The following is a 26,858-nucleotide window of genomic DNA, read 5'->3' as shown; positions in this document are numbered from 1 at the left end:
ATGAAGAAGGGGACCCTTCTTCATCCTTTTTATTCTTTATTTATAAGAACCCCTTCAAGACGCTATTCATACCCGCTCCCCTTAGCAGGCATTAATCATCTAATTCTTTATCGTCGTTGCAGTCACAACAGTTAGAGAATAAAACAGAAACCTTCTCATCTTCATAATGCTCAATAGTACCTAGGCATGATTGACATACAATTGTTCCCATCTTTTTTCCTCTCCTTTAAGTGGTTTTGTAAACGCTTTATCTTATCTGCTTCTATAATAATATAACACATTTAAAATATCAAGCCTAAATTGTATAACATATTTAAGTTTTTATCCTCCCAATCAATCATACTTTTAATCATAAGAGTGTATGTAAGGGCTTTCCGGAATATGTAGGATTCAATAAAAAAAGATGCATAAATGAAGTGATTCATCCATGCATCTTTTTTTATTATTCTATTGTTTTAATCCTGTGGGGATCCAGGGTTTCATATCCCTTTGCACGAAGGCCGTTCACAATGTCCTTCAACGCTTCACTCGTCCATGTACGATCATGCATGAGGAGATTTGCTCCGTCATTCAAATATGGACTGTTTATCATGATATCTGTAATGGCTGCTTTCGTTTGATATTGCTTTTCCCAGTCATATCCATAAGTCCAATTCATCAAGGACATCTTTTCTTCAGCTGCAAGCTCGCGGCTGTAGTCCGTATTCTGTCCGAAAGGAGCCCTGAAAAATTGTGGCCTCTCCCCTGTGATGGATTCCACAAGGTCACTGACAGAGACGATTTCCTCTTTTTGCTCTTCCGGAGAAAGATCTCTCAAACTACTGTGACTATATGTATGGTTCCCGATCATAAATCCAAGATCATGAATCTTTTTTAACGTTTCTTTTTCCTCAGGCGTATCAAGGAAATGACCGTTCACAAAGAAAATGGCTGGTGCTTTCAACTCTTTTAGGTCTTTAGCCATTTGAAGTGCATGTTCGTCGGGTGCATCGTCAATCGTCAGGAGGACCACTTTAGGATTGGCTTTATCGATTGGTTCGATGCTCCAATTAGCCTCATTTATCTTGTAATCCTTGGTCTGCACCACTTCTTTGGCAGGTTCTTCCTTCTCGTGTGTTTCCTTTTCCGATACTTCCGTTTCCGGTCCTTCACTTTGCGTCTGATCCGCTTCTTTCACTTCAGTCTGGTTAGATTTTTCCGCTTCATGGCTGGATCCCGTTTGTTCACTTCCACAAGCAGTCAGGAGCAGGAGGGTTAATCCGGATGCTAAAATCTTTTTCATGTCTCTCACCTTTCCGTATTCACTTTGAATATTTTAACATATTCTAAAGGGAATCTGGGAAAGAATTAAAATATTTCCAATATATTTTCAAACGCCATTTTAAAAACAAAAAAGCATGACAGACTGAATGAAGTGATGAACAGCGTAAGCCTCCTTGATTGAACGATCTTCCTTGCAGCCATAAAGGCAAGGTAAAAAAACAGGACAAACATAATCCATTTATATTCTATATGATCTTTTTCAGAAATCCATTCAGCTATTGAAAACACGCTCCATAAAATCATTTGGACCAAAAAAGCGATGTACGATTTCATGATAAAACATCCTTTAATAGATTTATTTACATTTACCCGCCCCACTATAATAAAAACTCTCGGATGGCTCTTCTATATCTATTTCAATCAAAAGCATGGTATTAACATAGTATATTCTTTTGAGATGACTTTCATTATGTATGACTTTTCAATTTTGTAACATTTTTATGACTTGGCGCTTTTTCATTTTTCCCTATGATAAAATGTGACGTAAGATACGTTAAATAGTAATTCATTTATACATTTATAACTCCACGTTCATAGCATCGTTTAAGAAAAGAGGATGATGTATGAAACATATATTAGCTTTTGCGATACTTACTTCCACTATGTTGATTTTGACTTCGTGTGATGACATCTCATCCAATAAAGTGGTTTTAGCACAAGATCAATTTATAGAAAAACAGGTGATTTTTTTTACGGATGAAAGAAATGTTTCGAGGGAAATACCATACTACGATGCCATCATTGAGCTTAAAAAACTATACCCGGATCACTTTAAGCAACTAAAGGTTGTCAGTTTAAACACGAAGACGACAAATGATATCGCTGATACTCCACCCGCTTCTCCTGCCATCGTTGTGGTAGAGGACAATCAGATCGTATGTAAAGTGGAGGGGCATAAATCTAAAGAAAACATAATCAAGCCTGTTTCCAGAGCCATTCAAACCTGGGAACAATAATGCATGAAATAATCATCGGGGGTCGAAGCCTTGTAGGCTTCGATCCTTTTCTTTTCCATAATAAAAAGGATGATCCCATCATAGGGATCATCCTTTTGTCATGCCTATTATTTGATAATGTGAATCGGGCTTCCCATTGCAACTTCTGCTGCTTCCATAGAAATTTCACCTAAAGTCGGGTGAGCATGAATCGTCATGGCAACATCTTCAGCTGTCATTCCGGATTCAATTGCAAGTCCTAATTCAGCGATCATGTCAGATGCACCAGAACCAACAATTTGAGCACCAATAATTAAACCGTCTTCTTTACGAGTGACAAGCTTCATAAAGCCATCACTTGCATTAAGAGCCAAAGCACGTCCATTTGCTGCAAATGGAAATTTGGCAGCAGTTACTTCAATGCCTTCTTCTTTCGCTTCTGCTTCTGAATAACCTACTGTTGCAAGTTCAGGATCTGTGAAGCAGACAGCAGGGATACCAAGGTAATCGATTTCTGCTGGCTCTCCTGAGATAACCTCTGCAGCGATCTTACCTTCATACGAAGCTTTGTGAGCAAGTGGTGGTCCATCAACGATATCACCGATCGCAAAGATGTTCGGGATGTTCGTACGGCATTGTTTATCGATTTTGATAACTCCGCGGTCTGTCATCTCGATTCCAACTTCTTCAAGACCAATTTCATCTGTGTTTGGACGACGGCCAACCGTTACTAGAACATAATCAGCTTCAACCGATTTCTCTTCGCCCTTCACTTCATATTTCACAACGACTCCGCTGTCACTTTCTTCAACGCCTTTAGCCATAGCTTTCGTTACAACTTCAACGCCTTTTTTCTTAAGCTCTTTTTTCACGACAGATGTCATTTGCTTTTCGAATCCGCTAAGGATATCGTCGGCACCTTCCAAGATCGTTACTTCAGATCCAAGATTGGCATAAGCAGTACCAAGCTCGGTTCCGATATACCCTCCACCGATGACAACAAGCTTGCTTGGAATTTCTTCCAATGCAAGTGCACCAGTAGAATCAAGCACGCGCTTAGAGAATTTGAAGCTTGGGATTTCAATCGGACGTGAACCAGTTGCAAGGATCAAGTTATTGAACTTGTATGTTTGAGCCGAGTTGTCGTCCATGACACGTAATGTATTGGCATCTACCAGGTAAGCTTCACCGCGAACGATTTCAGCTTTATTCCCTTTAAGAAGTCCTTCAACACCGCCTGTTAATTTCTTAACGACTCCAGCTTTCCATTCTTGAACTTTATCGAAATTCACTTTTACGTTTTCAGCGACGATCCCCATATCATCAGAGTGTTGCGCCTGATGGAAACGGTGACCTGCTGTGATAAGAGCTTTGGATGGGATACAGCCAACATTCAAGCATACTCCACCCATGTTTTCTTTTTCGATGATTGTCACTTTTTGTCCAAGTTGAGCTGCACGGATTGCAGCTACATATCCTCCGGGACCTGAACCTACTACGATTGTATCTGTTTCAATTGGGAAATCTCCTACTACCATTGTATTACGCCTCCATTAATAATAATTCTGGATCGTTCAACAAACGCTTGATGTGGTTAAGTGCATGTTGAGCAGTAGCTCCGTCAATCATGCGGTGATCGAAGCTCAATGATAATGCTAACACAGGTGCCGCTACAATTTCACCATTTTTAACCACAGGTTTTTCTGCAATGCGTCCAACACCAAGGATGGCAACCTCTGGATGGTTGATGACCGGAGTGAACCATTGTCCGCCGGCAGAACCGATATTCGTGATTGTGCAAGATGCACCTTTCATTTCATCGCCTGAAAGTTTACCATCACGTGCTTTTCCAGCCAGTTCATTGATTTCATTTGAAATGGAGAACATGGACTTACGGTCTGCATTTTTCACAACCGGTACTAATAGACCTTTATCCGTATCAGCCGCGATACCGATATTGTAATAATGTTTTTGTACGATTTCGCTTGTTGCATCATCAATCGATGTGTTCAGAGCTGGATACTCGCGTAATGCACTTGTCAATGCTTTGACGATGTAAGGTAGGAAAGTCAATTTCACACCTTTTTCAGCTGCAACTTCTTTGAACTTCTTGCGGTGGGCCCAAAGTTTCGTTACATCGATTTCGTCCATCAACGTTACGTGAGGAGCTGTATGTTTTGAGTTCACCATTGCTTTCGCAATCGCTTTACGCATTCCACTCATTTTCTCACGTGTTTCTGGGTATTCACCCTCAGGAGCTTTAGGTGCAGACGGTTTAGATTCTGATGCTGGCGCTTTTTCTTCCGTTTTCGCTTCTTCTTGGGTAGAAGCAGGCTTGGTGTCTCCACTTAGGAATGCATCGATATCTTCCTTCACGACACGTCCATTTTTACCTGAACCTGACACTTGACGGATTTCAACACCGTTTTCCCTTGCGTACTTACGTACTGAAGGCATAGCGATCACTCGCTTATTAGGGTCAACTTCCGCATCGGATTTCTCTTCGGCAGCTTCTGGAGAAGCTTCTTTCTTTACGTCCTGGCCTTGTTCTGCAGTTGCTTGAACTTGACCTTCCGTCTTCTCTTCAGCTTTTTCTTCTTTCTTATCTTCTTCTCCACCTTTGAATTGCAGATCCTCATAACCAGGTGCATCGAACTTGATAAGAGTATCTCCTACAACGGCTACTGTACCTTCGTCAACAAGAAGTTCTTCAACCGTTCCTGCTACCGGAGAAGGAATCTCAACAACAGCTTTATCGTTTTGCACTTCACATAGTACATCGTCTTCTTCCACTTTATCGCCTGGCTTTACAAACCACTTGACGATTTCACCTTCATGAATACCTTCACCAATGTCTGGTAATTTGAATTCGAATGACATGGACTCGACCTCCTGTATTGAATAATGAATATATAGATGAATGTTTGGTTATATCTGTCTCTATTTCTTATATCTATAATTGGAAAAGAGAAGGGTGGCATGCCCTTCTGTTTTCACTTATCTATCAATGGAGGAGCTTCTCAGCTCCTTCCAATTAGAAATTAAGTACTTTTTTCGCCGTTTCGATGACGTCTTTGTGGTTTGGTAACCAGATAGGCTCTGCTTGAGAGAAAGAGAATACTGTATCCGGCGCCGCTACACGAAGAACCGGAGCTTCTAGGCTAAGGATCGCACGGTCATTGATTTCAGCCACTACATTCGCTGCGATTCCCGCTTGCTTTTGAGCTTCTTGAACCACGATGGCACGGTTTGTTTTCTCAACAGATGCCATGATCGTGTCAATGTCCAGTGGACTTACAGTACGAAGATCGATTACTTCAACTGAATGACCTTCTTTTTCAAGCTCATCTGCAGCTTTCAGTGATTCGTGTACCATAGCTCCGTAAGAGATGATCGTAAGGTCTGTACCTTCACGTTTAACATCTGCTTTACCAAGTTCAATTGTGTATTCCTCTTCAGGAACCTCTTGACGGAATGAACGGTATAATTTCATATGCTCTAAGAAAATGACAGGGTCATTATCACGGATGGATGAAATCAATAGTCCTTTAGCGTCGTATGGAGTTGATGGGATAACCACTTTAAGACCTGGTTGTTGAGCCATCAAACCTTCTAAGCTGTCCGCATGAAGTTCTGGAGTATGTACTCCACCACCAAATGGGGAACGGATTGTGATAGGTGATGTATACGTACCACCTGAACGGTAACGCATACGTGCCATTTGTCCGCTTACTGAATCCATTACTTCGTATACGAAACCGAAGAACTGGATTTCCGGTACTGGACGGTACCCTTCTAATGCTAAACCGATTGCTAAACCACCGATTCCTGATTCTGCTAGTGGAGTATCGAATACGCGGTCTTCACCGAATTCTTTCTGAAGCCCTTCCGTTGCACGGAATACACCACCGTTTAGACCTACGTCTTCACCAAAAACTAAAACGTCTTCGTTGTTGCGTAGTTCTGTGCGCAGTGCATCAGTGATCGCTTGAATCATTGTCATTTGCGCCATGGCTTATTTCGACTCCTTTTCTTTGTAGATTTCTAATTGTTCTTTTAGATTATAAGGAAGTTCTTCATACATGTTGTTGATGAAGTCAGTCACTTTTTGTTTAGGAGCTGAATCTGCTTCCTTGATCGCTTTTTTGATATCTTCTTTTGCTTCTTCGATCACTTCGTTTTCTTTCTCTTCACTCCATAACCCTTTACCTTCAAGGAATTTACGGAAACGTACCAATGGATCTTTCTTTTCCCAATCTGTATCCATTTCTGATGTACGGTAACGAGTTGGATCATCACCAGCCATTGTATGTGGACCATAGCGGTAGCAAAGTGTTTCGATAAGTGAAGGACCTTCCCCATTCACTGCACGGTTACGCGCTTCTAGAGTGGCAGAATAAACCGCTAAAGGATCCATACCATCGACTAAGATACCAGGGATACCTGCAGCAACCGCTTTTTGAGCAATCGTGCGTCCTGCTGTTTGCTTGTCGCGAGGAGTAGAGATTGCAAATTGGTTGTTTTGTACGACGAAGATCGCAGGAGCTGCATAAGATCCTGCAAAGTTGATTCCTTCATAGAAGTCACCTTGTGAAGATCCACCGTCTCCTGTATACGTAATGGCAACTGCTTTCTTACCACGTTTTTTAAGGCCAAGTGCCACACCGGCAGTTTGAATGTATTGAGCACCGATGATGATTTGTGGTGATAATACATTTACACCTTCTGGAGCCTGGTTACCTTGGAAATGTCCTCGTGAGAATAAGAATGCTTTCGCAAGTGGAAGACCGTGCCAGATGATTTGTGGAACATCACGGTATCCAGGAAGGATCCAGTCTTCCTTCTCAAGTGCGAAGTGAGAAGCAATCTGAGATGCCTCCTGTCCAGCTGTTGGTGCATAGAAACCTAATCGTCCCTGACGGTTCAGTGAGATTGATCTTTGATCTAGAATACGAGTGTAAACCATGCGACGCATTAACTCCTGTAGATCCTCATCAGAGATCTCCGGCATAGCATCTTCGTTCACTACTTCGCCTTCTTCGTTCAAAATTTGGAACATTTCAAACTTGTCTTCAATTTGTTCGAGCGTCTTAACTGCATCGAATTGTGCCTTCTTTGATTTAGAAGCCATCGAAGTCACCTATCCTTTCTTTATACATTTATTTTGGTTTTTTTACATACATAGTTTAGATTACCCAAATTCAGTATGACCTACCACAGTACCTGTGGAAAAACACACACTATAAGTAGTTTTCCACAAACACCAAGAAAGAAAACCCGAAATTACATTCGAGTTTATCTGTACCAGTCAAAAATTATTATCGACTAATACAATTCATGAATACCTATCCTAGTTTACAATATTAAAAATCAGTTAGTCAACGACAAAGTATTATAAATTCTTGTTTCTTTCCAATCTTTTTGTAACGATCTACCATAAATTTTCAAAACTGTATTAATACCTGGAAACACTCTGTTATATATAAACATATCCTTATAACTCATCTGTTATAGAGTAAGAAGCCATCGAACAGCTTTAAAACATAAAAAAGATGAAGGTGGGCTTTCGCCTCCCTTCATCTTATATGTACCTGTTTATTCGGACTCTTTGACATCAAGTTCTGCCTTTGAGTAAAATTCTTGTTTAAGTTTATTGAATTCCTCTGTTTTTGCATTATAGTCCCCATTGAACTTCACTATCTTATCGTATTGTTCGTTAATAGAGGAAATTTGCTTCTCAAGCTCTTCCATCGTAAGGTCTTTCTTTTTGAACATATTATATAGTTCCTTATCAAGAGAAAGGGCCTCTAAGTAAGAAGTTGTAAGCTTTTCATGCAGCTGATAACGTTCTTCCATCGTTTGTTTCAGCTTTTTCGCATCTTTTTTAAGATCATCACTTTCTAACTCATCAATGTATTCGTCTGCTTTGGCAAACTCTTTCTTTGCTGCACTCATGGACTCACGTTCTTTTTCGATATTCTCTTTTCTCTTATCGATGTTGTCCAGAGCTTCATCGGAAAGCTTTACAATCTGGTCAAACTCTTTCATTCCAAGATCCATGATTTTCGTATAGATTTCTTGTTCCTTTTCTTCCAACTCTTGAAGAGGCTTCTGAACTTTCTCATATTGACTTTCTTTGGCCACTGTTTCTTCAAGAACCTTATACACATCTTCCTCAGGTGTAGAACCACCGACACACCCCATTAATACAAAAATAGCGGCTCCTAAAATGAAAGCAAAACGAAATTTCGACACAACTAGATCCCCCTTAACTATTTACCACCTTCTACTATATCTATGTCTACATCTTTTGACAATAGGGATTTACAACTGTGGAAAAAAATGTCGATTGGACTATTCCCCCTATTAAAATCATTATGTCTATTTGCCGCCGGGTATTCCTGTTAATATCAAATCTCATTCATTAACTTTTTCAAAGGAAAATGATAAACTAGTACCATACATAATAGAGAATCTTAATACGTAAAGTAGAGAAGGGATCAATTTGGATGGCCCTGTCTTTTTTGTGTCCTGACGGGGCCAGCTGTTTCTATCTCTATGTATCCTAGGAGGAAAAACAATGATTACGATGAATGACATCATCCGTGAGGGTCACCCCACATTAACCATGGTAGCTAAGGAAGTGCCCATCCCGCCATCCGAAGAAGACCGGGAAATCCTGAGAAGCTTATTGGAATATGTAATAAACAGCCAGGATCCTGAAACGGCTGCCAAATATGGATTGAGACCCGGTATCGGCCTTGCAGCGCCCCAAATCAATGTTTCAAAACGGATGCTTGCCGTCAACGTTACAGACAATCAGGGGAAATTATACAGCTACGCATTATTCAATCCGAAAATCATCAGCCATTCCATAGAAAAAGCCTATTTAACTTCCGGGGAAGGTTGTTTATCCGTCGATCGGAACGTACCAGGCTTTGTCCCCCGATATGCCAGAGTGACTGTACGGGGCTGGGATGTGGACGGCAATGAAGTAAAACTTCGCCTCAAAGGTCTCCCGGCCATTGTGTTCCAGCATGAGATCGATCACCTGAATGGGATCATGTTCTATGACCATATCAATCCTGCCAATCCTTTTGAGCCGATCCCTGATGCCCTTGCCATTGAACGATAAACCCAAAGAAAGACTCCCACAGATATCTGTGGGAGTCTTTTTTGGCATGCCCTAGATCAATTCGAGTTCTTTCAATCCGTGGTAGATTCCATCATCATCCACGTGCTTTGTAATCAGATTTGCGTGTTTTTGGACTTCCTGCACGGCATTGCCCATTGCAACACCGGTACCGACGGATTGAATCATCTCGATATCATTCAGTCCATCCCCGAAAGCATAGACATCTTCCATGTTGAACCCAAGCTTCGCGATCATCTTTTTGATTCCCTCTGCTTTTGAACCACCTTTCGGAAGAATGTCCATGGAGAATTGGTGCCAGCGGATGAACGTGAAATCCTTATATTTCTCGCGGTAAAAATTCTCTTCTTCCTTTGTGCAGAATAGCAGGGATTGATAGATGTCCCTTCCTTTATAAAAATCCGGAGCGTATCCCGGGTGGGGAAACTTCAGGCTGTTCATACTCTTCTCGATATAGTCATGGTGCTTATGATTCGCTTTCATCGTTTCGTGATTCAAATGAACGACTGGATGTTCCTTTGTATACGTATCCTCCAATAATTCCTCCAACGTTTCAACTTGCAGAGGATTCGTGTAGATCACTTCATTTTCAAAAACCACATACTGCCCATTAAACGATACGAAGGACTCGATTCCCAATTCCTCTCTTAGACTTTCATACATAAATGGGGCCCTCCCAGTCGCAATCGCAACATACGTTCCGTTTGCCTGCAGTGTACGAATGGCTTCTTTTGTGGCCTGTGGCAGTTTTTTATCGTGATCAAGCAGCGTGCCGTCTATATCAAAGAAAACTATTTTAGACATGATCGTTCTCCTTTTCTCAATATTCAATTGCGATTCTATTTTACCCGTTGTATAAGGTAATCCTTTACACGGAAAATGTCAATGAAGACAGTCAGACAGAACCATTTACCAAACTTAACCATGTAAGAGATTCCATAAATTCCGTACAATATAAGTAACACAACAGAGACGTCCGTATTATTGTTCCTTTACTTCAAAGGTAAATCTCGGTAAACTATTAATAAGGAGTGATCCACCATGTTAAAGAAGCTCAGGAAAAAGCTTTTAAAACAGTGGAAAGAATTGCTTAGAAAAAAGACGATTGCATAATCCCTCTGTTTCTCGTGAAATGATTTTTTGGGGAAACACTATTAGAATCCATGACAATCGGATATACTGACATACAATTGCACAATGAATAAGGGACTGACGCCACTAGTGAGCTTTTCCTCCATTGGCATTGGTCCCTCTTCTATTGTCATGATTTAGTACAGGATTATTCAAAAGCTTTATTTACACGGGAGAATCCTATATAATTTAATACATACATAACTGAATGATTCGTTCCTATAGAAATGATAGGCTATTATATAAGTTAATGTTAATGTAGTTGATAACTTTTTTATCATAGATGAAAGTTAGATTTTTTGAAAACGGATAAGGAGAGAGAAAAATGATTTTTAAAGTATTTTATCAAGAAAGTAAAGCAGAAGTGCCTGTTCGCGAATGCACTCAATCTCTTTACATGGAAGCAGAATCAGAACGTGAAGTACGCCTGAATTTAAAAGACAAACCGTATAACATCGAATTCGTACAAAAGCTTGAGGGCGCTTTTTTAGAGTATGAAAAAAACCACCATTCTTTCGAGATGGAGCAATAATTAATGAAATTTGTAAAGAATGACCAAACCGCTGTATTTGCCCTTGGCGGTTTAGGTGAAATCGGTAAAAACACATACGGCGTACAATTCCAAGACGAAATTATCCTGATCGATGCAGGAATCAAATTCCCTGAGGACGAACTGCTCGGTATCGATTATGTAATCCCTGATTACACGTATCTCGTGAAGAATGCAGATAAAATCAAGGGACTCTTCGTCACTCACGGACACGAAGACCATATCGGAGGAATCCCTTATTTACTTCGAGAGTTAAACATCCCAATATACGGTGGGAAACTTGCCCTTGGTCTTATTAAGAATAAGCTGGAAGAGCACGGGTTATTACGCAATGCGAAATTAAATGTCATCCAGGAAGATGATGTTGTGAAATTCCGCAAAACATCTGTAACCTTCTTCAGAACAACACACAGTATCCCGGATTCTTACGGTATCGTTGTCAAAACACCACCTGGAAATGTTGTTCATACAGGTGACTTCAAATTCGATTTCACGCCGGTTGGTGAGCCCGCGAACTTAACCAAAATGGCTGAGATCGGAAAAGAAGGCGTTCTATGCCTACTGTCTGACAGTACAAATGCTGAAGTTCCAAACTTCACGATGTCGGAACGTAAAGTCGGGGAAAGCATCAATGATATTTTCCGTAAAGTGGACGGAAGGGTCATCTTTGCTACATTCGCTTCGAATATTCACCGTCTTCAACAAGTGGTCGAAGCAGCAGTGTTCCATAACAGAAAGGTTGCTGTTTTCGGAAGAAGTATGGAAGCAGCCATCACGATTGGACAAGAATTAGGATATATCAACGCTCCTAAGGATACATTCATTGAACATAACCAGATCAATCGCCTTCCAGCGAATGAAGTGGCTATTCTATGTACAGGTTCCCAAGGTGAGCCGATGGCTGCATTATCAAGGATTGCAAACGGTACCCACCGTCAAATCCAGATTCAGCCTGGTGACACCGTTGTCTTCTCTTCTTCACCAATTCCGGGGAACACAATCAGTGTCAACCGTACGATCAACCTTTTATATCGTGCCGGTGCAGAAGTCATTCATGGACCATTAAGTGATATTCATACATCCGGTCACGGTGGACAGCAAGAGATGAAGCTGATGCTTCGCCTGATGAATCCAACCTTCTTTATGCCGATACACGGTGAGTTCCGTATGCAGAAGATGCACGCCGAACTCGGTGTCGATTGTGGCGTCCAACCGGAAAACTGCTTCATCATGGATAACGGTGAAGTCCTTGCACTAAGCAATGACTCCGCACAGGTAGCAGGGAAGATCCCTTCTGGAAACGTCTATATCGATGGAAGCGGAATCGGTGACATCGGTAATATCGTCCTTCGTGACCGCCGCATCCTATCAGAAGAAGGTCTTGTGATCGTCGTTGTCAGCATCGACATGAAAGATTTCAAGATCGCTTCCGGCCCGGACCTGATTTCAAGAGGATTCGTCTACATGCGTGAATCAGGCGACCTTATCAATGAAGCGCAAACGCTCATTTCTAAACACTTGAACAAAGTGCTTGAAAGAAGAACATCCCAATGGTCAGAAATCAAGAATGAAATCACAGATACACTTGCTCCATTCTTATATGAAAAAACGAAACGTCGCCCGATGATCCTACCGATCATCATGGAAGTATAAAACGCAGAAGAGGCTGACCCAAATGGGTCAGCCTCTTCTGCGTTTTATAGTACCTTTTTTTCAAACCGGTTAATATCCGTATCGGCACCGATGACAATAAGGATGTCCCCAACCCGGATCTGTTCATCGGCTTGTGGGGAAACGATGATATCTTTTTCCCGCTTTATCGCCACGATGTTGATTCCGAATTGAGCACGGATATCCAAATCGATAAGGGAGTTTCCACTCAGACGTTCACTCGCTACAATCTCTACGATTGAATGTTCATCTGACAACTCCAGATAATCCAGTACATTATTTGAAATGATATTGTGAGCAATCCTTCTTCCCATATCCCTCTCCGGATGAACGACCTGGTTCGCCCCAATTTTACGAAGGACCTTTTCATGATAATCATTTTGTGCTTTCACGGTAATTTTCTTGACGCCGATTTCCTTTAACATCAATGTGGTTAGTACACTGGACTGGATATCATCTCCAATCGCAACAATGACATGATCGAAATTACGGATCCCCAGACTCTTCAATACGGATTCATCGGTTGAATCCGCAACAACCGCATGTGAAGCAATGGAAGAAAATTCATTCACCTTGTCCTCATCCTGATCGATGGCCATGACCTCCATGCCTTGATCCGTCAATGATCGTACGATACTGCCGCCAAATCGGCCCAAGCCAATAACTACAAACTCTTTTTTCACCATGTATCCCCCCGCAGTCTCTATAATCTATATTTTAGCATAAAAAAAAGGAGAAAATGACATTTCTCCCTTTCCTTTTTTGTATTTCATTCAAGTTCCAACTCGTCACTTGTTCCCCTTAACATAATCCGCATCAAATAAGAAAAGTCTCATCAAGAGATAAAGTGAGGGAATCAGCAATAACAGTCCTGCGATAAAGACTACGACCAGTGCCATCCCCATCGTTGGATTCGTGACACCCGTTTCAATCGTGATAAAAGGTTTCAAGATATATGGTAAATGTGATGCCCCATAGCCAAAGAATGCAAAGAAGAATTGCAGCATGACCAGGATGAATGCCAGGCCAAAATTCCTTCTCCTATAGATAAAAAATGAAGCACCAAGAAAGCAGATAAGGGATAATCCGAACATCCACCAGATCTCGATGGCGCTATTGAAATGCTCGGGATTGTGTTCTCTTAAAGATACGAAAACCAGTAAACTCGCTAAAATCGTCGGCGGGCTCCAGAACAATGAAAACTTTCTCAGTTCTTCTCTTGAATCCATATCCCCCGCACGATTGGCATAATAGGTCAGGAATGTAGCACTGATGAATAAGACCGATACGATGGACAGGACGACCACGCTCCATGAATAAGGACTGGTAAACAATTCACGGGCCAGGAATACGACCTTATTACCCTGCTCTTCCAAGAAGCCTCCTTCAGAAATGGTCAATGCCGTAGACAGGGAAGCCGGGATCAGTAACCCTGTTGCCCCGTATAAAAACAAGTAAACGATATTGTCTTTGGAACCATAGTTTCCGAAAGCATAAAAGCTTCCCCTGATGGCAAGCAATATAATCGCGATACTCCCCGGAAGCAATAATGCTGTCCCGTAGTAATAGGCCGCGTCAGGAAAAAAACCCACCAAACCGACAAAAAAGAAGACAAAAAAGACGTTCGTTACTTCCCATACAGGAGAAAGATATCGACTGATCAACACATTTAACGTATGCTCTTTCCCTTTCATCCTACCGTAAAAGGCGAAGAAGCCGGCTCCAAAATCAATCGAAGCCACTATCAGATAACCATATAGGAAAATCCACAGGACGGTGATCCCCACGATTTCCAAACTCATATTCATTCCTCCCCCTTAACAAAATCAATCGGCCCCTTCTTTATAAGGAGCCTCATCATGCTAACTCGCTTTTTTAGGAAAGCGTTGTTCCAACTCAGCTTCTGCCGGCTTATTTTTAAACATTTTAATCAATACAAAGACACACAGGATGCCGAGGAGTATATAGAGACCCACAAAAAGCGCGAACGTCAAGCCAACCCCGTCTGCCTTTGTTGCCGCTTCCGCCACCTTCATATAACCACGCAAAATCCACGGCTGCCGTCCGACCTCAGCGTAAATCCAGCCAAATTCGATGGCAAGCATCGCAAGCGGTCCACTCGCAACAATCCCCCATAGCAATCCTTTATTCCATTCATTCCTTTTTTTCCACTTCCAGAATACGATGAATGCCCCGGCAATGAAGATACTGTAAAACCCGATGGACACCATCAAATCAAACAGATAATGGACCCATAAAGGCGGCCGTTCGTCTTCCGGAAATTCATTCAAGCCGATGACCTCTGTATCAAACGAACTTCCCGCCAGGAAGCTCAGGAAACCTGGTAATCGTATCTCATTATGGACTTCATTGTTTTCACCAAGCGTCCCGAAAACGATTAAATCAGCATTCTCTTCCGTCTCAAAATGCCACTCTGCAGCCGCAAGTTTCTCAGGCTGATATTCAGCCAGGAACTTGGCCGACAAATCCCCTGCGAGAGCAGAGCCAAAAGCGAAAATCAACGCAGATACCATCGTTAAACGGAGGGCTTTCTTATGGTAGTCCCCTCCCTTTTTACGGAGGATCGCAAATGCTGTGATAGCTGCCAGTATGAGGGCAGATGTTAAGTATGCCGTCGTCAGCACGTGAAACACTTTGGTTGGTGTTGCGGGATTCAGCATCGCTGCAATCGGATCGATATTGATTGCTTTTCCATTTTCCAATTCAAATCCCTGTGGCGTATTCATAAACGCGTTCACCGTCGTAATGAATAGTGCTGAAGCCGAAGAACCGATCATCACCGGTATCGTCAGAAGCCAATGAATCCATTTATTATTGAATCGATCCCACGTATAAAGATAAATCCCCAAAAAGATGGCCTCAAAGAAAAACGCAAAAGTCTCCATGAATAAAGGCAGGGCAATCACCTGTCCGGCGACCTGCATAAACGATGGCCATAACAAGGACAGCTGAAGCCCTATCGCAGTCCCGGTCACCACCCCGACAGCCACCGTAATCGTAAATCCCCTTGCCCATCTTCGTGCCAGCAAAAGGTAATGAGGATCATTTCGTTTGATCCCCATGAACTCCGCTATGGATATCATAACCGGAACCCCTACCCCAATCGTTGCAAAAATAATATGGAATGCAAGGGTTGTCGACGTGAGCATCCTGCTTAAAATCACACTATCCAAAACCATTCTTTACTCCCCCTACCGAATTACTTTTTATCGTAAACAGCTCTTTCCTACTGTTTATCACTTATTGTTCATTATAAAACCTACGGGTAAGTTTGTGAAGTATTGAACAATGAATATTTTGTGACGTTTTTCACAAAGTTTTCTGCGGTTTAGTTTCTCCAACTGGGTACGAAACCGTTTCACCGCCACCACTCCACAAAAAAAACCCCACACACCAGTGCGGGGACCTTAATACTTCATATCACATCGCATCCAACATCCTGAACTGTGACTTCACCAGTTCAAAATAGTCTCCTTCCTGTTCCATCAATTCGTCGTGATTTCCAGACTCTTTGATTCTGCCATTTTCAAGGACAAAAATATTGTCGGACTCACGGATTGTGGAAAGGCGGTGGGCGATGATGATCGCTGTACGGCCGTTCAGTAATTTCTTCAATGCATGTTGGATCTTAACTTCTGTTTCTGTATCGATCGATGCTGTCGCTTCATCCAGGATGATGATGCGAGGATTTGCCAAAAGGGCACGTGCGAAGGACAATAGTTGTCTTTCACCTACAGACAACACATTTCCCCGTTCCTCGACTTCCGTTTCGTAACCGTTGGATAATTTTTCGATGAATTCGTTTGCCCCGATGGCTTCGGCTGCCTTCAGGACCTCTTCATCGGATGCACCCGGGCGTCCGAATCGGATATTATCCATGATCGTTCCAGAGAAGATGAATGTATCCTGCAGGACGATGCTGATTTGACTGCGCAAGCTGGAAACAGAGGCATCCCGTAGATCCACTCCATCAATCTTTACCACCCCATTTGTCGGGTCGTAAAATCGGCTGATGAGATTCGCGATGGTCGTCTTCCCAGAACCCGTATGTCCTACGAGTGCAACGGTTTGCCCGGCTTTCATTTCCAGATTGATGTCCCTGAGTGCTTTACGTTTGTCATCATAAGAGAATTCAACATGTTCGAATTGGATTCTTCCCTTGATATCGGTCAGATTCAAGGCATTTTCCTTTTCGTTTACAATCGGTTGTTCATCGAGGAATTCAAAGATTCGCTCGGATGAAGCCATCCCGATCAACAGCTGATTATACACCTGCCCGAGTCTTGAAATCGGCTCCCAGAACATACCGAGATAGAATGCGAATGAGACGAATTCACCAAGCTCCAGTGATCCATTTTGTATGAGATGGGCCCCAAACCAAATCAGGACGGCCGTTCCGATGGCATTCGTTAATTCCACCAGTGGACGGAACATGGCATTTTTCTTTGTGGCCGTTCTCCAGCTATCGAAGGTCTCCGTGTTGACTCCATCAAAGAAGGCCATATTTTCTTTTTCCTGGGTGAAGGATTGTGTCACCCTGATCCCCTGGATGCTTTCATTTAAATGAGAGTTAAGTTTTGATTGCTTGAGCCTTACCACCTGCCAGGACTTGCGTATTTTTTTGCGTAAGCTTGTAGAGATAAAGAACATGATAGGCAAAATGACCATGACGGCAAGTGTGAGTTCCGGACTTAACGTAAAGAGTATCACGATGATTCCGATGAGCAGAATGATATCCATCAACAGATTGATGACACCGTTCGTGAAAAGCTCCTGCAGGGAATTGATATCATTCATGATCCGGACAAGGATCGAGCCTGCCGAACGCTGATCAAAGAAACGATGGGAAAGCCACTGGACATGACTGAATAAATGTTTTCTGAGGTCATAGATGACTCCCTGCCCCAATTGATTCATCCATTTGATCCTGAGGACATTGGCTATATAGTTCAGTACGTATAGTCCCGCTATGACTCCCACAAGGGTAAAGAGTAGATTCTCATCTTTTTGCCTGATCGCTTTATCGAGTGTGTACACCCCGATCAGGATCGGAATGATCAGACGGACAGCCGTTGTGATCAGAACGGTGATGATTGACAAAGGCAACAATTTTTTAGAATATGGTTTTAAATATGTCAGTAGCCGGTAGAGCTGTTCCCAGTTGAATGGCTTATCGATCACTTGATCGGTTGAGTAATGGAACCTGCTCAGAATGGTTTTATTCACTTTCTTTTTTTCGTTCAAACCCTTTCACCTACCCTTCCTGAGTTTGTAATATTTTTTTCTGGTCTTGGTATTGAATATCATAGATTCGCTGATATGGTCCGTTATTTTTCAGTAAGAAATCGTGAACCCCTCGTTCAACCACTTTCCCGTTCTCCAGGACGATGATTTCGTCGGCATGTTTAAGCGATGAAATCCGGTGTGCGATGATGAAGGTCGTACGATCGGACATGACTTCTTTCAGCGCTTTTTGTATTCTGAATTCCGTTTCCATGTCCACGGCGCTTGTAGCATCATCGAGAATGAGGATCGACGGGTCCGTGCAGATCGCACGTGCTATGGCGATCCGTTGTTTCTGACCGCCTGAAAGACCCAATCCCCTTTCTCCCAGTCTTGTGTCATACCCATCAGGCAAATCGGAGATGAATTCATGTGCCTCGGCACGTTTTGCTGCTTCGATGATTTCTTCCATGGATGCTTCCGGTCGACCATAAGAGATATTGGCTTTGATGGTAGAGGAGAATAAGAATGACTCCTGTAGTACGAATCCGATATTTTGACGGAGTGATTTTAGCGAGTAATCTTTTACATCCCTTCCATCAATGAGGATCTCTCCATTATCCGGTTCATAGAAACGTGTGATCAGCTGGGTGATACTCGTTTTCCCTGATCCGGTCCCCCCGATCAGACCAATGACCTTGCCTGGTTCTGCCTTGAAGGAAATATCCTCCAGGGCTGCTTCGTCATGCACCGTGTAATTCAATGATACGTCCTTGAATTCCACTTCGCCTTTCAATCGATCAACATGGATGACACCACTATGATCCTTTATCTTCTCATCCACTTCCAAAATCTCCAGTAATCGCTCTCCCGACGCCTTGGATTGGGAAAAAAGGTTGATTGTGAATCCAAGGTTCATGATTGGCCAGATGATATACCAGACCAGACTGTAGAAGGCGACAAGCTCACCTGGTTGTAGATTTCCATTCATGACGAGATATCCACCGTATGCAAGGAGTGTCACGACACTCACATTCCCTAAGAATTCCATGAGCGGGAAGTATTTTGCCCAAATATCCGAGGTGAAAAGATACTTATCTTTATAATCACCATTGGACTGATTAAATTTATTGATTTGAAAACTTTCACGGGACAGTGATTTCACCGTATTGATCCCTGAGATATTTTCTTGGACATTCGTATTCAGCTTTCCGAAGGACTTTCGGATACCGCGGAATGCAGGATGGACCGCCTTATCGAATTTGTATACGGCAATGGCCAGAAAAGGCAGGGAAACCAGGGTGACAAACGTCAATGATGGTGAATAGTAGAACATCACCCCAAAACTGATCGTCACCAACAGGAAGAAGCGGAGCAATTCCGAGAAACCAAATGATAAGAAAAAGCGGAAAGCTTCTACATCCGCCGTCAAGCGTGACATCAAATCCCCTGTCTTGGCGTTATCATAATAACTGAATGGGAGGAATTGAAGTTTTTCATACAATTCGTTCCTCAGACGGTAGACCGATGTGATTCCGAATAGATCCCCGTTGTACTGTTGGATGAATGTGGCGATCCCTTTCACGACCATGATGCCGATAAATCCGAATGCAAGGTATGGAATCCACTTATATTCCCCTTGGAGGATAACATCATCAATTGTAATTTGTAAGATCATAGGATATACCACTGTGATCCCTGTAACAAAAATCAAGAAAATCATTGAAATGATAAAATGCCTTTTATAAGGCCAGTAAAAGGCTTTTAATTTTTTAAATGTATCCATATTTTCTCTCCCCTCCGTGTTCCATTAAAAAACAACGTACTACTAAATATATCGGCTTTCGAAATAATTATCTACCCTTTTTTTAGAATTTTTTCCTTTTTGTGAATTCTCCTTCAAATCTTACTATTCATCTATATTGTAAAAATGAAACCACAAAAAAAGATCGGTCTTTTGACCGATCTCTTCTCCATATTACGTTTGATCCCTACTCGCTTTTATTCATTTCATCCAGCACACGGTTCACACGCTTTTCAAGCATCTTCATGCCGCTTCCTCCTGCCTGGAAGTGACGGAGATTCCCGTCTTTATCAAATACATAATAAGCAGGGACGTATTGATTTTCAAATGCATCTGTCAATTTATGCTCACTGTCCACAAAAATCGGTTGAGTGATATCGTGCTCCGCAGCCACCTTTTTGATTTCGTCCAGATTTAAATCCTCCTCTGAACGGGGCATATGAACAGCCATTACGTTCAGTTTATCACTATATCGGTCACGGAATTCATTGACTTGGGGCATGGCTTCTTTACAGAGGTGACAAGAAATCGACCAGAAGTGGATCAGGGTCGGTTTATCTCCAATGAGATCATTCTTTGTCACTTCTCCATTCAACCATTCAGTAGCGCCGGAGAGTTCCGGCATAGGTTCACGCAGTTTCATTACGATTGCCTCCTTTAATTTCTGTTTAGATGGTCATTTATGAGTAAAAAAAAGGCCTAACAACAAACGGTTAGGCCTTTATTCATTTGACAATTATAAAGTTTTTTGACCTGGTTTCCAGTTCGCCGGGCAAAGTCCGCCGGTTTGAAGCGCTTGAAGTACACGTAATGTTTCTTCCACGTCACGGCCGATATTGTTGTGGAATACAGCCTGGTACTGAAGTTCTCCTTCAGGGTTGATGATGTAAAGGCCACGAAGAGCCACACCTTCTTCTTCAATCAGAACACCATACTCACGGGATACAAAATGGTTTGTGTCTGCCGCAAGTGGATATTTCAGTTCACCGATTCCATTTGCATTGCGATCTGTGTTGATCCATGCTAAATGTGTATGGATAGTGTCTGTAGAGACACCAATGATTTCTGCATCTAAGTCTTCAAACTCATCGTAGCGGTCTGACATTGCTGTGATTTCCGTCGGACATACAAAAGTGAAGTCCATTGGATAGAAGAACAATACTGTCCACTTATCGTTTTTCATATTTTCCTCTAAAGAAACTTTACCGAATTCTTTGTTTGGCATTACAGCGTCCATTTCGAAACGTGGAGCCTGTTTACCAACCATGCGTTCTGCCATGAATAAATCCCTCCAATGAGTGTTTGATGAAATAATGTCTGTGAAAGGATGGCTTTATAAGCCTGTCCATTTCAACTCACAAATATCATTATATAGGATTGGATTTTTTTAGTCAATTATAATTAATTCAATATTATAATAATTATAATTTGTTTCCATCATCCCTTAGTTGTTTTGCCCAAAACAGATGTCATTTAGTCTCTACTGTCTGCCAGGATTAAGTTTATTAATTATCCACCAGGGAATAAATCAGTATGCTTTTTATGGGGGATCTCCTTTGACATAACCTATGGGGTATTGTGTATACTAGTATGGTCATTATTTAATAGGAAAGGATGTTTTGGTTTGGAATACATAATTGGTTTAAACGCTTTAAGTGATCGACTATCCAATTTTAATTGGGGCGGTCTTTTAGTGTCGATTGGTATAGGGGCACTGCAAATTTTAGCGATTTGGATCGCTTTTATCATTGTAAAAGGTGCGGCGAACAAAGTGATTGAAAGGATCTTTGAAAAATATCGAAAGAGAAATGATGTATCAGTTGGTCGTGCTCAGACATTACAAAGTCTTTCAAAAAATATTGTCGGCTATATCCTGATATTCGTTTTCTTCGTAACGATCATGCAAATCTTCGGTATCCAGGTGACCGCGATCCTTGCAGGAGCCGGTATTGTGGGACTTGCCGTCGGGTTCGGGGCCCAGGGGTTGGTAAGTGACGTGGTCACCGGCTTTTTCATTCTTCTTGAGAAGCAGGTTGACGTTGGCGATTATGTGACAACGGGCAGCTTCTCAGGAATTGTGGAAGAGGTCGGTTTAAGGACGACTCATATCCGCGGCTTTGATGGGACCCTTCACTATGTGCCGAACAGGGAAATCACGAGTGTCAGCAATCATTCACGTGGAAACATGAGGGCACTTGTCGATATCGGTATTTCTTATGATGATGACATCGATAAGGCAATGGTCGTACTTCAGCAAGTATGCGATACCATTGCACAGGAAGATGATAACATTGTCGATGGCCCGAATGTGCTAGGTGTTCAGACACTGGGTGCTTCTGATGTCGTACTCAGGGTATTATGCAAAACAAAGAACATGGAGCAATGGGGCGTGGAACGAAAGCTTCGTAAAGCATTGAAGGAAGCCCTCGATCAGAATGGGATCGAAATTCCTTATCCTCACCAGGTTTATATCGAGAAAAAAGAAGATTGATGTAACGGAAAAGAGAAGGCGCTGCCTTCTCTTTCTTTATTTCTCCCTTCTCTTTTTTGCCTCAAGAAGACGTTTCAGTCGCACGTCATCACCATTCACTTCAGGTTCCGCTGTTTTCTTTTCCCGTTTCACTTTTTTGGCGGATGCCCTATCTTCTTTGGTCACTTCCAAGGTTGGCCGACGGTCAGTTCCCTTCCGCTCATCATTCCAGCGCTCCTTGTTGACTTTTCTGCCAAGCTGTTCGATGCTTGTTTCCTCTTTCATCTCTTGTGACGTCCTCCGTGGTTTAATCAGGTCAACCACCATCATAATCGGTCCAACCCCGAATCTTCTTATAAAAATCTCACAAAAGAATAAAAGGAAACCTGCCGTAATGAGAATGGTTTGAATGGACCGTTCTGTAAACGAGGGTTCATGCAGGTCCCTGAATGCCCCTTTCACGGAAGAAGCCTTTCTTCCCCCCGTCTCCTCTACGATTGTATCAAGTGACTGGTATCCTCCCTTGAAAGAGTACTCTTTCGAATAAGGGACTGAGAAACCTGTCTGAAATGTGCTTTCACCATCCTCCCCCCTTTTGGCAATATTCATATTGTACAGACCCGGTGATAAATGTTCTTCAAATATGACCTCATAATCCCCCGGTGCCTTTATCCTGGTTGTTGCGGGAATCATTTTTCCATCTTCAGACAGGACCGTCACCTCAAGTGGTGAGATGTCCCCCTCGGACGATGACAACTTTAGTCGGGTATTTTCGTTTTCTTCCTTCACATCGATAGCGAAAGGATTTGAACGAAGATCAGGAAACGAGCGTGTTACAAGCTCATTGAGAAATGCCGGCCACCCCTGCCACCGAGCAAAATCACCCGTCCATTTCCCACTCGTGTCCGACGTAAAAGCGAATGATCGACCAAGACCATATCTCCAGGTAGCCAGTACCGGATCGTTCTTTTCGCTCTCCATTTCCATGCGGGCAGTCCCTTTCAGGGAGGTCGCAATATAAGCATTCATCTGAGGAACACCGTCTTTAAATAGGGGCGACCAATCCGATGATGTAATCCTTGGATAAAATGGTTGATCTTCTATATAGGTCCTTGTCGTGATCACGGTCTCTCTTGTCAAGATGCTCGGTATCACGCTGGCATCGGTGACATCATAGAATCTTCCTTTTCCCCACTGACTCAGATCGTTCAGCAAGCCTCTGTCAGCCCCTTCTCCTATTGAAACGGTGGATAAGGTGATTTGTTTATCATGGCCGTCTTCTACAAGTGTCTGGTAACTCCCTGAGGTGGCTGATTGTCCGTCTGTCAAAAGAATAATATGCTTTCTTTTTAGTGGTAGATTCTCAAGACTCGCATAAGCCTGCTGAAGGGAGCTGTAGATTTCTGTCCCGCCACCTGGCGAAATGGAACGAATCTTTTCTTCTGCTTTTTTACGATCAGTAAGCGGCTTCGTTTTGACGATATCCCATGGCCGGTCATCGAAGGCAATGACTCCCAGCGTATCTTTATCTCTTAGGAGGGAGACGGTCCTGGCTGCTGCTTCTTTTGCAAGGGCCAGCTTTTGCCCGTCCATGCTGCCGGAGCGATCCAGAACGATCACCAGACCAAGAGAAGGTAGTTCCTTCTTCCCCTTCACATCCATATCGACGGGAAGTATTCGTTCGATCGGTGTCTTAAAGTATCCCCCAAGGGCAAAACTGTCACTACCACCGAACATAATGAATCCTCTCCCAAACTCTTTTACACTTTTTTCTATTAAAAGCATTTTTTCCTCAGGGATGCTTGTGGCAGCTACATTATCAAACAAGATGCTTTGATATTGCAGATAGGATGTCAGCTTGCCGGGCAGTTGTTCCGGTTTATATACATCGACGGTAAACCCGGCTGAGTTTAGTAACGGTGCCAATGCACTTTCCCCGCCGGCGTTTTCCACCAGCATGACTTTTGCGGCTCCTTCTGAGCGTGCCAGGTGGTAGAGTGTATTGTTTTCCGGACTCCCATCTCCCTTAGAGAACACTTCTGCCTTATACACGAGTAATCCGGATTGATCGACTACATGCTTGAACTGAAACTCGTTGTTGCCTTCTTGCACCTGAAGGTTTTCCTTAATGATCAGTTGATCATTCAAAGTAATGCGCATTTCAATCTCTTTTTTGGTCGTGCTGTATGTATTGACATTGAGAGTTGTTTCTTCTCCTTTATATTGGACAGATGGAGCAGACACATCAGTTACGGAAACATCTTCCTTCGTATCGGAGGCGATGGGCATCCAGTCAACCTCGATCTTCTTTCCTTTTAATAAAGGAATGAGATCCCCCCCTCCCCCCATCGTTTCCTTCCCGTCTGTCATGGCGATGATCCTCCCGCCACGGGGGAGGAGATTCGATGAGTATTCCAACCCTTCCTGAAGATTTGTATTTCCTTCCTTGATTTCCCCCACCAGTTCAGGATATTCCCTCTCATCTGAAACCGTCTGTTCGATTGCCGCATTTTCACCAAATGAAACAATACCGTATCGGTCCCGTTCATGTTTGGAATGGACACCCCGATTGATCAAATCAAGGATACGGTCTTCTTGCAGGGATACAGAAGCGGAGCGATCTGCCAAGAAGATGACCGGCTTTGCCTTTTCGGGTAAAACAAGGGACGGATTGGCAAGGGCAAAGATCAACAGGACCATGGCGCATCCTCTTAATGCCAGGATGAGCCTTCTTTCCTTCCGATTCATCCCCTGTTTCGCGAAGAGAAAGAGAACCAACCCAAGTGGAATCAGGAGCAATAGCCAGAGTACTTCTTCAAACTCGATTCCCACGCCTGTACACCTCCCACTCTATAAATAAGATCAGGATCGCCAACACCAGAAACCAGGAAGAAAGGTTATGGGGAATGGTTTTTCTCTCTTCTTCTCCCTTATCTTCTGTTGGTTCCAATGAAAATGCCTCGCCTCCCGGCTTCTTTTCTCTGTCGTCAAGTACGACGCTAAAATACTTCGTCACGTCTCCTTGTACTGCTTGATAAACCCCTGGGGTCAGAGGAGCTTTAAACCAGTCCCCCTGGTCCGATTTCTTAATAAATTCATCATCGCCCGAGTAGATATCCCAATCCCCTGTGGCAAGTGGAACAGTCCTTTCTTCTCCCGGCTGAAAATACCCGATGAATCCTCCATCTTCTGATAGATATTGATAGGCATTGTGAAGAAAGATCGGAAATCCCGGGTGCAGGGGAAAGTCTGTGTCAGTTAGATGAAGGTTCAGGACCACCATTTTCGCCCCGTTCATTTCACCTTTCTGAATAAGCGGTACGGAACCACTCTGAGCGGCGGTATCCAATTCTTTTAACCCGATGGAACCTGCTTTTTCAACAAATACTTTTTCAAAGTCAACATGCTTTAAAAGCGGGTCATCACCATTCACTTCCACATCAGTTGTAAGAGCAGTGGACGTGTCCGATGGTCCAGGGATGATCAGGGCGGGGTTGGCGGCCGATAGCTCTTTCCATTTCTTCTTCGTTGTCACAATGATTTCATCACCTGTTTTCATCTGGTTTTCTTCAATTGTCTTCACATTTACGCCAAGTGATTGAAAACCCTTTAGCAGGAAAGGGTTGATCTCCCCCAGCACAAGGACGGCAGGTTTTGATGTTGTCTGAACACTGGTAAGGATGTCATCTCCCCTATAATCATCCTGAAAGTCGATTTTGGCCTTTAATACCGGGCTTGAAGGTAATTCATCCAGGGGAATGACGGCTTCCTTCCCTGCACCGATCTTGAGTCGATTAGATATGACTTCTTTTTTATCATCATATATGGTGATCGTCCCTGATAGTAATTCGTCGCTTTGATTTTCAACGACGGCGACTCCCTTATAGGCCGTCCCCAATTTTTCCACTCCGAAGCTTGTAAGAGAAACATTCTTCGGGTGGGGTATGAAGTTATGAACCTTGATCGGTGTATGTATTGTTTCTTCCTTATAATCGGTTTTTAACAACGAGTCAGAATAGACATGAATGACCGATGACGAGCCTTTCCCAAGTGCCTCACCCAATCGAAGAGCTTTCTTCATATCTTCATGATCATTTGTTACCGAAATATTCTCCAATCGGTTGAATACCACTTGATCGTTTGATTCTTCTGAAACAACGGTGGAAATGGAATTCCCCACGGCCAAGATAGTGATGTCACCCTCACTTTCTTTTATCAGTGAGTGAATGTCCCTTTTAGCCAGTTCAAAGTGGGATACCCCGTCCTGTGAGGCATTCATGGTGGCAGAGGTATCCAATATAATGATGACATGATCTTTTTTCTTCAAATCCTCGGTAGTATATGGTTTGACAAGGGCGAACATCAACAAGGACAGTATGAGCACCTGCAGGAGTAAAAGGAGATTTCTCTGTAATCGATGAAACCATGGTGATGCCTGCCATTCTTTCATGACCTCCTCCCATAATAGATTGGAAGGCACAATAAGAGCCCGGTACTGCTTCCGGAAAAAGTACATTAAAATGACGGCTGCTATGAAAATTGAAAAGAAAAAAAAGACCGGATTTCCTATTCCCATA

Annotated in this window: 23 protein-coding genes; 5 read left to right on the top strand and 18 right to left on the bottom strand. The window is 42.8% G+C overall.

The genetic code is table 11. The annotated features are described in order from the left end of the window. Positions 1 to 91: 91 nt before the first annotated feature. The 3 genes from BVI01S_RS22180 to BVI01S_RS10820 form a co-directional block, all read right to left on the bottom strand. A complete protein-coding gene (locus tag BVI01S_RS22180; RefSeq protein ID WP_082051137.1) occupies positions 92 to 211 on the bottom strand; it encodes a GapA-binding peptide SR1P in 120 nt (39 codons plus the stop codon). Positions 212 to 442: 231 nt separating this feature from the next. Continuing rightward, positions 443 to 1,282 carry a polysaccharide deacetylase family protein gene (locus BVI01S_RS10825; protein WP_061810136.1) on the bottom strand — a complete coding sequence of 280 codons (840 nt, stop codon included), beginning with the start codon at positions 1,280 to 1,282 and terminating at the stop codon, positions 443 to 445. Between the two features lie 65 nt (positions 1,283 to 1,347). After that, complete coding sequence (locus BVI01S_RS10820) at positions 1,348 to 1,596, bottom strand: hypothetical protein (protein WP_034756031.1); 249 nt, start codon at positions 1,594 to 1,596, stop codon at positions 1,348 to 1,350. A gap of 290 nt (positions 1,597 to 1,886) precedes the next feature. Here BVI01S_RS10820 and BVI01S_RS10815 point away from each other — a divergent pair, with 290 nt between their 5' ends. After that, a complete protein-coding gene (locus BVI01S_RS10815) occupies positions 1,887 to 2,279 on the top strand; it encodes a hypothetical protein (RefSeq protein WP_061810135.1) in 393 nt (130 codons plus the stop codon). A gap of 107 nt (positions 2,280 to 2,386) precedes the next feature. Here BVI01S_RS10815 and lpdA read toward each other — a convergent pair whose 3' ends face one another. The 5 genes from lpdA to BVI01S_RS10790 form a co-directional block, all read right to left on the bottom strand. Beyond that, the gene (lpdA, locus tag BVI01S_RS10810) at positions 2,387 to 3,796 is read right to left on the bottom strand and encodes a dihydrolipoyl dehydrogenase (protein ID WP_034756034.1); all 1,410 of its coding nucleotides are present in this window, start codon (positions 3,794 to 3,796) and stop codon (positions 2,387 to 2,389) included. A gap of 4 nt (positions 3,797 to 3,800) precedes the next feature. Continuing rightward, positions 3,801 to 5,138 (bottom strand): dihydrolipoamide acetyltransferase family protein, encoded by a 1,338-nt coding sequence (locus tag BVI01S_RS10805; protein WP_061810134.1) that lies wholly within the window; start codon positions 5,136 to 5,138, stop codon positions 3,801 to 3,803. Between the two features lie 154 nt (positions 5,139 to 5,292). After that, on the bottom strand, positions 5,293 to 6,270 hold the full coding sequence (locus BVI01S_RS10800; protein ID WP_034756039.1) for an alpha-ketoacid dehydrogenase subunit beta: 978 nt from the start codon (positions 6,268 to 6,270) through the stop codon (positions 5,293 to 5,295). 3 nt (positions 6,271 to 6,273) lie between these two features. Then, entirely contained in the window at positions 6,274 to 7,389 is a 1,116-nt protein-coding gene (gene pdhA / locus BVI01S_RS10795; RefSeq protein WP_034756042.1) for a pyruvate dehydrogenase (acetyl-transferring) E1 component subunit alpha, read from the bottom strand. 464 nt (positions 7,390 to 7,853) lie between these two features. After that, on the bottom strand, positions 7,854 to 8,513 hold the full coding sequence (locus BVI01S_RS10790) for a YkyA family protein (protein ID WP_244886927.1): 660 nt from the start codon (positions 8,511 to 8,513) through the stop codon (positions 7,854 to 7,856). Positions 8,514 to 8,838: 325 nt separating this feature from the next. Here BVI01S_RS10790 and def point away from each other — a divergent pair, with 325 nt between their 5' ends. Beyond that, entirely contained in the window at positions 8,839 to 9,393 is a 555-nt protein-coding gene (gene def, locus BVI01S_RS10785) for a peptide deformylase (protein WP_034756047.1), read from the top strand. Positions 9,394 to 9,444: 51 nt separating this feature from the next. Here def and BVI01S_RS10780 read toward each other — a convergent pair whose 3' ends face one another. Beyond that, entirely contained in the window at positions 9,445 to 10,218 is a 774-nt protein-coding gene (locus BVI01S_RS10780) for a Cof-type HAD-IIB family hydrolase (protein WP_167562112.1), read from the bottom strand. A gap of 649 nt (positions 10,219 to 10,867) precedes the next feature. Here BVI01S_RS10780 and BVI01S_RS10775 point away from each other — a divergent pair. Both BVI01S_RS10775 and rnjA read left to right on the top strand, forming a co-directional pair. Further along, positions 10,868 to 11,074, top strand: a complete 207-nt coding sequence (locus BVI01S_RS10775; protein WP_034756052.1) for a DNA-dependent RNA polymerase subunit epsilon — start codon at positions 10,868 to 10,870, stop codon at positions 11,072 to 11,074. 3 nt (positions 11,075 to 11,077) lie between these two features. Further along, positions 11,078 to 12,745: a ribonuclease J1 gene (gene rnjA, locus BVI01S_RS10770; protein WP_034756055.1), complete on the top strand. Its 1,668-nt coding sequence runs from the start codon at positions 11,078 to 11,080 to the stop codon at positions 12,743 to 12,745. Positions 12,746 to 12,789: 44 nt separating this feature from the next. Here the strand turns inward: rnjA and BVI01S_RS10765 are convergent, their stop codons facing one another. The 7 genes from BVI01S_RS10765 to BVI01S_RS10735 form a co-directional block, all read right to left on the bottom strand. Beyond that, positions 12,790 to 13,449: a potassium channel family protein gene (locus BVI01S_RS10765; protein WP_034756057.1), complete on the bottom strand. Its 660-nt coding sequence runs from the start codon at positions 13,447 to 13,449 to the stop codon at positions 12,790 to 12,792. A 102-nt stretch (positions 13,450 to 13,551) separates the two neighbouring features. Further along, positions 13,552 to 14,565: a cytochrome d ubiquinol oxidase subunit II gene (locus BVI01S_RS10760; RefSeq protein ID WP_034756060.1), complete on the bottom strand. Its 1,014-nt coding sequence runs from the start codon at positions 14,563 to 14,565 to the stop codon at positions 13,552 to 13,554. A 60-nt stretch (positions 14,566 to 14,625) separates the two neighbouring features. Further along, positions 14,626 to 15,963 (bottom strand): cytochrome ubiquinol oxidase subunit I, encoded by a 1,338-nt coding sequence (locus BVI01S_RS10755; RefSeq protein ID WP_061810132.1) that lies wholly within the window; start codon positions 15,961 to 15,963, stop codon positions 14,626 to 14,628. A gap of 241 nt (positions 15,964 to 16,204) precedes the next feature. Continuing rightward, complete coding sequence (locus BVI01S_RS10750) at positions 16,205 to 18,028, bottom strand: ABC transporter ATP-binding protein (protein WP_061810131.1); 1,824 nt, start codon at positions 18,026 to 18,028, stop codon at positions 16,205 to 16,207. Positions 18,029 to 18,038: 10 nt separating this feature from the next. Continuing rightward, positions 18,039 to 19,793: an ABC transporter ATP-binding protein gene (locus BVI01S_RS10745; RefSeq protein ID WP_034756069.1), complete on the bottom strand. Its 1,755-nt coding sequence runs from the start codon at positions 19,791 to 19,793 to the stop codon at positions 18,039 to 18,041. Positions 19,794 to 19,998: 205 nt separating this feature from the next. Next, positions 19,999 to 20,454, bottom strand: coding sequence for a TlpA family protein disulfide reductase (locus BVI01S_RS10740; RefSeq protein WP_034756071.1), 456 nt, complete (start codon positions 20,452 to 20,454; stop codon positions 19,999 to 20,001). Between the two features lie 93 nt (positions 20,455 to 20,547). Further along, entirely contained in the window at positions 20,548 to 21,090 is a 543-nt protein-coding gene (locus BVI01S_RS10735) for a peroxiredoxin (RefSeq protein ID WP_034756074.1), read from the bottom strand. 345 nt (positions 21,091 to 21,435) lie between these two features. Between BVI01S_RS10735 and BVI01S_RS10730 the strand changes: the two genes are divergently transcribed. Then, complete coding sequence (locus BVI01S_RS10730; protein WP_082804712.1) at positions 21,436 to 22,302, top strand: mechanosensitive ion channel family protein; 867 nt, start codon at positions 21,436 to 21,438, stop codon at positions 22,300 to 22,302. Between the two features lie 36 nt (positions 22,303 to 22,338). Here BVI01S_RS10730 and BVI01S_RS10725 read toward each other — a convergent pair whose 3' ends face one another. Together BVI01S_RS10725 and BVI01S_RS10720 are read right to left on the bottom strand one after the other, a co-directional pair. Beyond that, entirely contained in the window at positions 22,339 to 25,113 is a 2,775-nt protein-coding gene (locus BVI01S_RS10725; protein WP_061810130.1) for a VWA domain-containing protein, read from the bottom strand. Then, positions 25,097 to 26,857: a vWA domain-containing protein gene (locus tag BVI01S_RS10720; protein WP_061810129.1), complete on the bottom strand. Its 1,761-nt coding sequence runs from the start codon at positions 26,855 to 26,857 to the stop codon at positions 25,097 to 25,099. The genes BVI01S_RS10725 and BVI01S_RS10720 overlap by 17 nt, the downstream gene beginning before the upstream one ends. Position 26,858: the final 1 nt, after the last annotated feature.

It is taken from the genome of Rossellomorea vietnamensis NBRC 101237 (genome assembly GCF_001591825.1).
In the GTDB taxonomy this organism is placed as follows: domain Bacteria; phylum Bacillota; class Bacilli; order Bacillales; family Bacillaceae_B; genus Rossellomorea; species Rossellomorea vietnamensis.
This window is presented reverse-complemented; position numbering and strand designations above follow the sequence as displayed.

Bases quoted from the DNA above. Each gene is read 5' to 3' on its own strand.
- def (WP_034756047.1), top strand. From the start codon at position 8,839: ATGATTACGATGAATGACATCATCCGTGAGGGTCACCCCACATTAACC.
- BVI01S_RS10735 (WP_034756074.1), bottom strand. From the start codon at position 21,090: ATGGCAGAACGCATGGTTGGTAAACAGGCTCCACGTTTCGAAATGGAC.
- BVI01S_RS22180 (WP_082051137.1), bottom strand. From the start codon at position 211: ATGGGAACAATTGTATGTCAATCATGCCTAGGTACTATTGAGCATTAT.
- rnjA (WP_034756055.1), top strand. From the start codon at position 11,078: ATGAAATTTGTAAAGAATGACCAAACCGCTGTATTTGCCCTTGGCGGT.
- BVI01S_RS10805 (WP_061810134.1), bottom strand. From the start codon at position 5,138: ATGTCATTCGAATTCAAATTACCAGACATTGGTGAAGGTATTCATGAA.
- BVI01S_RS10820 (WP_034756031.1), bottom strand. From the start codon at position 1,596: ATGAAATCGTACATCGCTTTTTTGGTCCAAATGATTTTATGGAGCGTG.
- BVI01S_RS10745 (WP_034756069.1), bottom strand. From the start codon at position 19,793: ATGGATACATTTAAAAAATTAAAAGCCTTTTACTGGCCTTATAAAAGG.
- pdhA (WP_034756042.1), bottom strand. From the start codon at position 7,389: ATGGCTTCTAAATCAAAGAAGGCACAATTCGATGCAGTTAAGACGCTC.
- BVI01S_RS10740 (WP_034756071.1), bottom strand. From the start codon at position 20,454: ATGAAACTGCGTGAACCTATGCCGGAACTCTCCGGCGCTACTGAATGG.
- BVI01S_RS10760 (WP_034756060.1), bottom strand. From the start codon at position 14,565: ATGAGTTTGGAAATCGTGGGGATCACCGTCCTGTGGATTTTCCTATAT.
- BVI01S_RS10800 (WP_034756039.1), bottom strand. From the start codon at position 6,270: ATGGCGCAAATGACAATGATTCAAGCGATCACTGATGCACTGCGCACA.
- BVI01S_RS10825 (WP_061810136.1), bottom strand. From the start codon at position 1,282: ATGAAAAAGATTTTAGCATCCGGATTAACCCTCCTGCTCCTGACTGCT.
- BVI01S_RS10755 (WP_061810132.1), bottom strand. From the start codon at position 15,963: ATGGTTTTGGATAGTGTGATTTTAAGCAGGATGCTCACGTCGACAACC.
- BVI01S_RS10765 (WP_034756057.1), bottom strand. From the start codon at position 13,449: ATGGTGAAAAAAGAGTTTGTAGTTATTGGCTTGGGCCGATTTGGCGGC.
- lpdA (WP_034756034.1), bottom strand. From the start codon at position 3,796: ATGGTAGTAGGAGATTTCCCAATTGAAACAGATACAATCGTAGTAGGT.
- BVI01S_RS10720 (WP_061810129.1), bottom strand. From the start codon at position 26,857: ATGGGAATAGGAAATCCGGTCTTTTTTTTCTTTTCAATTTTCATAGCA.
- BVI01S_RS10815 (WP_061810135.1), top strand. From the start codon at position 1,887: ATGAAACATATATTAGCTTTTGCGATACTTACTTCCACTATGTTGATT.
- BVI01S_RS10775 (WP_034756052.1), top strand. From the start codon at position 10,868: ATGATTTTTAAAGTATTTTATCAAGAAAGTAAAGCAGAAGTGCCTGTT.